This window comes from Methylobacterium sp., assembly GCF_028290105.1.
In the GTDB taxonomy this organism is placed as follows: domain Bacteria; phylum Pseudomonadota; class Alphaproteobacteria; order Rhizobiales; family Beijerinckiaceae; genus Methylobacterium.
Map to the genome: position 1 here is coordinate 72,914 of NZ_JAQGKL010000098.1, position 6,230 is coordinate 79,143.

A 6,230-nucleotide genomic window follows, 5' to 3' on the forward strand; every position below is an offset into this window, starting at 1 on the left:
GGAGCACGATGGACGCCGTTCCGAACTGGTTCCGGGCCCTCTACGAGACCACGGGTTTCAACTTCACGGTCTTCTACGACCCCTACGACTGGGACCGTTACGTCAACGGTCTGAAGACGACCCTGCTGCTCGCTGTGACGACGATCCTGGCCAGTCTCGTCATCGGCGCCGTGGGAGCACTCCTTCAGGGCGGCCCGTCGCGGCTCCTCCGCAACCTCGTCAACGGGTTCGTCGTCGTGTTCCGCAACACGCCGCCGCTGGTGCAGATCTTCTTCTTCTACTTCGGGCTCGGCACCCTGCTGCCGGCCGCCCAGACCGCCGACGGCTTGCGCGTACCGATCCTCGACAACGTCCAGTGGGCCATCGTCTCGCTGGCGCTGTTCGCCGGAGCCTTCAACGTCGAGATCTTTCGCTCCGGCATCGAGGCGGTGCCGCGCACCACCGTCGAGGCGGCCGAGGCCCTCGGCTACACCCGTCTCAAGGCCTACGTCTACGTCGTGCTGCCGCTCGCGCTCCGGGTCTGCCTGCCGGCCCTCAACAACAACCTCATCAACCTCCTGAAGACCACCACATTGGCCTACGCCATCGCCGTGCCCGAGACGCTCTATGCGGTGAAGCAGATCTGGTCGGAATCGCAGAACGTGCTCGAGATGATGATCGTTCTGCTGGCGACCTACGCCGTTCTCGTCGGCGTCCTCGTCTGGATCATGCATCGCTGGGAGCGGGTCCTGCGGATTCCGGGCTACAGCCGGTGAGGGCGCCATCGCCAACCACGAGCGAGCTGCCGGTCCTGCTGCCGTTCCGGGTCTCGCGCACGCGGACCCGGTTCGTCCCCCGCCCGGCCCAGGCCTGGCTCCTCGGAGCGTGGCTCGCCGGCCTGGTCCTCGTGGTGCCGGCCTTCGCGCAGGGCGCGGATGCAGTGCTGTCACCGCTCCAGGTCGTCCTGCGCTGGGCGCCGCTCCTGCTCACGGGCTTTGCCTTCAACGTCGCGATCTCGCTTGTCGCGATGCTCCTCGGCACGGGGGCCGGCGTCGGGCTGGGGCTCGGCTTGGTCAGTGAAGTGCCGGTCCTGCGCCGCGTCGCCTGGGGCGTGACGCAGTTTTTTCGCAACGTGCCCTGGCTGGTGCTGCTGTTCTTCGTGATGTTCCTCGTGCCGTTCCAGGTCACGGTGTTCGGGCTGCGCGTGCCGCTACCCGACTGGGTCAAAGCGACGATCGGGTTCGCGCTGCCGGTGATGGCCAACGTCGCCGAGATCGTGCGCGGGGCGGTGCGCTCGGTGCCGGTCACCCAATGGGAGGCGGCCGAATCCCTGGCTTTCACCCGGCGGCAGACGCTGTTCCGCATCATCCTGCCCCAGTGCCTCAAGCGGATGCTGCCGCCGTGGATGAACGTCTACGCCCTGATCGCCATGGCCACCGTGCAGGCTTCCATCGTTGGCGTCACGGAGATGCTGACGCTGACGGCGCAGGTCCATGCGGCGGAAGGGGGCCGGCCGGAGCTGTTCGCGCCCCTCTACGGCTTCGCCCTGCTGTGCTTCTTCCTCTACTGCTACCCGATCGACCGGCTGACCGCGCGCCTGGAGCGGCGCTTCGAGACGGCTTGAGGCCCGCGTTTCTGATGGTGCGATTTCGATGGTGCGATTTCGATGGTGAGTGTCCCGCCCGCCGATCCGCCGATCGTGCAACTGCTCGACGTGCACAAGTCCTTCGGCGAGGCGGAGGTCCTGAAGGGGATCAGCTTCGACGTGCGCCGAGGCGAGGTCGTCTGCATCATCGGGCCATCGGGCTCGGGCAAGTCGACGCTGATTCGCTGCATCAACGCCCTCGTTCCGGTGACTTCCGGCACCATCCGGGTCGATGGGATCGAGGTGGCCGACCCAAAGCTCGACAAGCTGGCCCTGCGGCGCAAGGTCGGCATGGTGTTCCAGCAGTACAACCTGTTTCCGCACAAGACGGCGCTCCAGAACGTCATGATGGCGCCGATCCACGTGCTGGGTCAGGACAGGCGCGAGGTCGAGGTCCGGGCGCGGGCGCTCCTCGCCAAGGTACGGCTCGCCGGCAAGGAGGCGGCCTATCCTGGCGAGATGTCCGGTGGGCAGCAGCAGCGCGTGGCCATCGCCCGCTCCCTGGCGATGCGGCCGGACGTGATGCTGTTCGACGAAGTCACCGCGGCGCTCGATCCGGAGACGGTCAAGGAAGTGCTGGTCACCATCCGCGAACTCGCCGAGGAGGGCATGACCTGCCTTCTCGTCACGCACGAGATGAACTTCGCCCGCGAGGTCGCCGACCACGTCTACTTCACCGATCGCGGCGTCATCGTCGAGCATGGGCCGCCCGAGACGTTGTTCTCGTCCGCCGTCGATCCGCGCACGCGGCAGTTTCTTTCTCAGGTTCTTTAGGCCTCGATCGGAGCGTCGTCAGGCATGCTGCGGGCATCGCCCCCTTGATCATCGTGCAGATCGGAAGATTTTCCCTCGCGGTGACGCGTGGGGTTACAGTCATGCGGCAGCATTCCGCTTCATGTAAATCGAAGCAAGATCGCGTTATTTCACATCGCTCATATTCAGCGCTTCAAGCTTGTGGCCGTGCCATTTCGTCGACTTGCGTGACGTCGTGTGCACTCGGGTCAATTGTAGAGACACTTCGATTTTGCCACTTGGAAGCGGTAGGTCGCGAGTTCAAGTCCCGCAACCGGCACCATGGTTTTCGATCCGGTTTGAAACGTATCGCCTCGGTTTTCGTTCGGCTTCGAGATTCACCCGACGAGCTGGGACAGGCGCCAGTGAGGCGCCGTACGCCCGCCGTGGGTGACGGAGGGGATGGGCGTGCCGGTCGAAGGGCGCGCCCGGGACGGGAACCGTTCCGCCGATCGGGCTTTGTCCGGGCACGCGCCGGTCGTGCCGGCGCCTGACGCCCCACAGGAGTGCGCATGCCGACGGACCTCCCGAACGAGCGCAGCATCCGGCCCGCCGGATCGATGGAGCTTGATCCCTCCGCCGAGGGCGTGGCCATCGACGAGACGCCTCGCCTCATCGCCTCGAACAAGGTCGAGGGCACGGCGGCCTACAGCCCGGACGGCGAGCGTATCGGCACGGTCTACAATTTCATGGTCGACAAGGTCTCGGGGCAGGTCGCCTACGCGGTCCTGTCGTTCGGAGGCTTTCTCGGCCTCGGCGAGAGCTACCATCCGGTGCCCTGGCGGGCCCTGACCTACAGCGTCGAGCTCGGCGGATACATCGTCGAGATCGACCGCGACACCCTCGCGGGCGCGCCGACGCAGGGGCCCGGCGAGGACCCGTTCGCCGACCCGGCCTTCGGCACCCGCGTCGACGGGCATTACGGCGGCAGCAAAGTCCCGACCGCCTGAGGGGTCAGCGCTCCGGCGTGGCGATGATCCGGTCGAAGTCGAGGCGCGCGGCCTCGATCACGATCTGGGTCCGGCTGATCACGTCGAGCTTGCGCAGGATTTCGGAGACGTGGGCCTTCACGGTCGAGTCGCCGACCTGGAGCTCGTACGCGATCTGCTTGTTCAGCTTGCCCTGTCGGATCATCGCCAGCACGCGCAATTGTTGCGGCGTCAAACGCGCGACCCGTTCGGCGAGCGGCGCCTTGTGCGGGTTCGTAGCCCTCTGATCGGCTGGCATGGTCCCGGGAACGAAGAGCCCACCGGCCAGGACGTCGGCGATGGCCCGCGTCAGGGTCGGTTTGTCCACGGCCTTGGGCACGAACCCGGCCGCACCGTGGTCCAGGGCCTCGCGGATGATGCGCGGGTCTTCCAGACCGGAGACCACGAGGATCGGCACGCGGGGCGCCCGCGCCCGGATCGTCGCCAGCCCCTCGAAGCCGGTGACGCCCTGCATCGAGAGGTCGAGGAGGATGATCTCGATGGCGGCCTGCTTGCCCAGCACCGCGCAGGCGCTGGCGATGCCGTCGGCCTCGTGCAGGGTCGCATCCGGGTAGGCGAGGCCCACCGCGCTTGCGAGCGCCTCGCGAAACAGCGGATGATCGTCGACGATGAGGAGATGCATGCCCGTCCCGCCGGGCGCCCACTTACGCGCGCCAACGGACGCCGCATTGCGCGCAAACCTGCCGCCCGACATACTCGTGTCACCGTGGAGAACCGGGCGTCAAGCCCGGCACGTGCCGACCGGGTGAGGGACGAACGTGGCAGAGGGGACGCGGGTGCGCACGCATCTGTGCGGCATCACGACGGCCTGGAGCGAGGCTCCCGACGCCGAAGGCGCGATCGCCGAGATCGGCGCCGCCATCGGTGCGCGCGATGTCGCGCAGGTCGTGGCGTTCTTCTCGGCCGATTACGACGCCGAGACCCTGAACCGGGGGCTTTCGGCGCGTTTCACCGGGGCGGGCATCGCCGGCTGCACGATGTCCGGCGGCATCTCGCCGGCGGGCGGGCTCGATCGGGGCCTCGTCGTCATCGCATTTCCGACCCGGGGCTTCCGCATCGTCTCGACTCTCCTCGATGCCATCGACCACCTCGACGTCGAGCGCACCGCCACCAGCGTGCGGGCCTTGCGCCGGAGCCTCGAGGACGGGGGCGCCGATGCGAGCCTCGGGCGCCGCTTTGCCCTCTCGCTCATCGACGGTCTCGCCAACGCGGAGGAGACGGTGGTCTCGGCCATCGCCTGGGCGCTCGACGGCATTCCGCTCGTCGGCGGTTCGGCCGGCGACGACCTCACCTTCCGCGAGACCGTTCTGCTCCATGACGGGCACATCCACCGGCGTGCCGCCGTGCTGCTGCTGGTCGAGTCGGATTTCCCGATCCAGATCTTCAAGAGCGACAATTTCGAGCCGACCGACACGAAGTTCGTGGTCACCGCGTCGGATGACGAGCAGCGCACCGTCCACGAACTCAACGCCGAGCCCGCCGCGCGGGAATACGCCATGGCGGTGGGCCTCGACCCCGAGCGCCTCTCGCCGATGAGCTTCGCGGCCTATCCGCTCGCCGTGAAGGTGGGCGGCGAATACTTCTGCCGCTCGATCCGGCGCATGAACCCGGACGGCTCGCTCAGCTTCTTCTGCGCCATCGACGAGGGCGTCGTCCTCACCCTGGCGCGCCCCCGCGACATCGTGGCGGCGACGCAAGCCGAACTCGCACGCCTCGACGCGGATCTCGGTGGCATCGACCTCGTCATCGGATTCGAATGCGTGCTGCGCCGCCTCGACGCCGAGAGCCGGCAGGTGCGCCACGGCATCCTCGACCTCTACCGGCGCTACGACATCGTCGGTTTCGACACCTACGGGGAGCAGTACCGCTCCATGCACCTCAACCAGACCTTCACCGGCATCGCCATCGGGCGAGGTCGGGTCGAGCGGTGACGATCCGGCCGTCCGATCCCGAGGCCCGCCCGCCGGGCGATGACCCGAACCTGCGGCGCATCGCCAAGCTGGAGCGCATCAACGCGGCCCTGATGGCGCATGTCGAGCGCAGCATGGACCAGCAGGGCGGAGCCTATTCGCTGTTCCAGACCGCCACCATGCTGGAGGGCCGTGTTCGCGCCCGCACCGAGGAACTGACCGGGTTGATGCACCGCCTGGAGCGCTCCAACGCGGCCCTGGTGGCGGCCAAGGAGGAGGCCGAGAACGCCAACCGCTCGAAGACCCGCTTCCTCGCCGCCGCGAGTCACGACCTGCTTCAGCCCCTGAACGCGGCGCGGCTCTCGGCCTCGGCGCTGGCAGACCTGGGCCTGGGGCCGGAGGCGGGGACGATCTCGGGGCAGATCGAGCGTGGGCTCCAGATCATCGAGGACCTGATCAAGACCCTTCTCGACATCTCGAAACTCGATGCCGGCGTCGTCCGCCCGGCGATCAAGCCGGTGGCGCTCACGGACCTGCTGGACGGGATCGCCGCGAGCGTCCGGCCGCTGGCCGAGCGCAAGGGCTTGCGCCTGAGCGTGCGCGGTCCCGGGCTGGTGGTGGCGAGCGACCCGATGCTGCTCCAGCGCATCGTGCAGAACCTCGTCTCGAATGCGATCCGCTACACGAGCCGGGGCGGCGTGCTGGTGGCGGGGCGCCGGCGCGGGGGCGCCTGCCGCATCGAGGTGATCGACACCGGCTGCGGCATCGCCGAGGCCGAGCGCGACCTCGTCTTCGAGGAGTTCTTCCGGGGCGGCGCGGAAGGGGAGGGCGGCGAGCCGGGGCTGGGGCTCGGCCTGTCCATCGTGCGCCGGATGGCTTTCGCCCTCGGTCACCCCGTCGAACTCGCCTCGCGGG

General features: G+C 68.1%; 7 protein-coding genes. 6 read left to right on the forward strand and 1 reads right to left on the reverse strand.

The genetic code is table 11. The annotated features are described in order from the left end of the window. The first annotated feature begins 8 nt into the window (after nt 1-8). The 4 genes from JWQ05_RS07810 to JWQ05_RS07825 all read left to right on the forward strand — a co-directional run bounded on the left by JWQ05_RS07810 (nt 9) and on the right by JWQ05_RS07825 (nt 3,366). A complete protein-coding gene (locus JWQ05_RS07810; protein ID WP_299657104.1) occupies nt 9-755 on the forward strand; it encodes an amino acid ABC transporter permease in 747 nt (248 codons plus the stop codon). Continuing rightward, nucleotides 752-1,603: an amino acid ABC transporter permease gene (locus JWQ05_RS07815; RefSeq protein ID WP_299657107.1), complete on the forward strand. Its 852-nt coding sequence runs from the start codon at nt 752-754 to the stop codon at nt 1,601-1,603. The genes JWQ05_RS07810 and JWQ05_RS07815 overlap by 4 nt, the downstream gene beginning before the upstream one ends. A 42-nt stretch (nt 1,604-1,645) precedes the next feature. Then, nucleotides 1,646-2,398, forward strand: a complete 753-nt coding sequence (locus tag JWQ05_RS07820; RefSeq protein ID WP_299657110.1) for an amino acid ABC transporter ATP-binding protein — start codon at nt 1,646-1,648, stop codon at nt 2,396-2,398. A 530-nt stretch (nt 2,399-2,928) separates the two neighbouring features. Then, nucleotides 2,929-3,366 carry a PRC-barrel domain-containing protein gene (locus JWQ05_RS07825; RefSeq protein ID WP_299657113.1) on the forward strand — a complete coding sequence of 146 codons (438 nt, stop codon included), beginning with the start codon at nt 2,929-2,931 and terminating at the stop codon, nt 3,364-3,366. Between the two features lie 4 nt (nt 3,367-3,370). Here JWQ05_RS07825 and JWQ05_RS07830 read toward each other — a convergent pair whose 3' ends face one another. Beyond that, nucleotides 3,371-4,027 (reverse strand): response regulator transcription factor, encoded by a 657-nt coding sequence (locus JWQ05_RS07830; RefSeq protein ID WP_299657116.1) that lies wholly within the window; start codon nt 4,025-4,027, stop codon nt 3,371-3,373. Nucleotides 4,028-4,163: 136 nt separating this feature from the next. Here JWQ05_RS07830 and JWQ05_RS07835 point away from each other — a divergent pair, with 136 nt between their 5' ends. Together JWQ05_RS07835 and JWQ05_RS07840 are read left to right on the forward strand one after the other, a co-directional pair. Beyond that, nucleotides 4,164-5,336 carry an FIST N-terminal domain-containing protein gene (locus tag JWQ05_RS07835; RefSeq protein ID WP_299657119.1) on the forward strand — a complete coding sequence of 391 codons (1,173 nt, stop codon included), beginning with the start codon at nt 4,164-4,166 and terminating at the stop codon, nt 5,334-5,336. A gap of 92 nt (nt 5,337-5,428) precedes the next feature. Continuing rightward, nucleotides 5,429-6,230, forward strand: an 802-nt coding sequence (locus JWQ05_RS07840; RefSeq protein ID WP_299657134.1) for a HAMP domain-containing sensor histidine kinase, incomplete at its 3' end; no start/stop codon positions are given.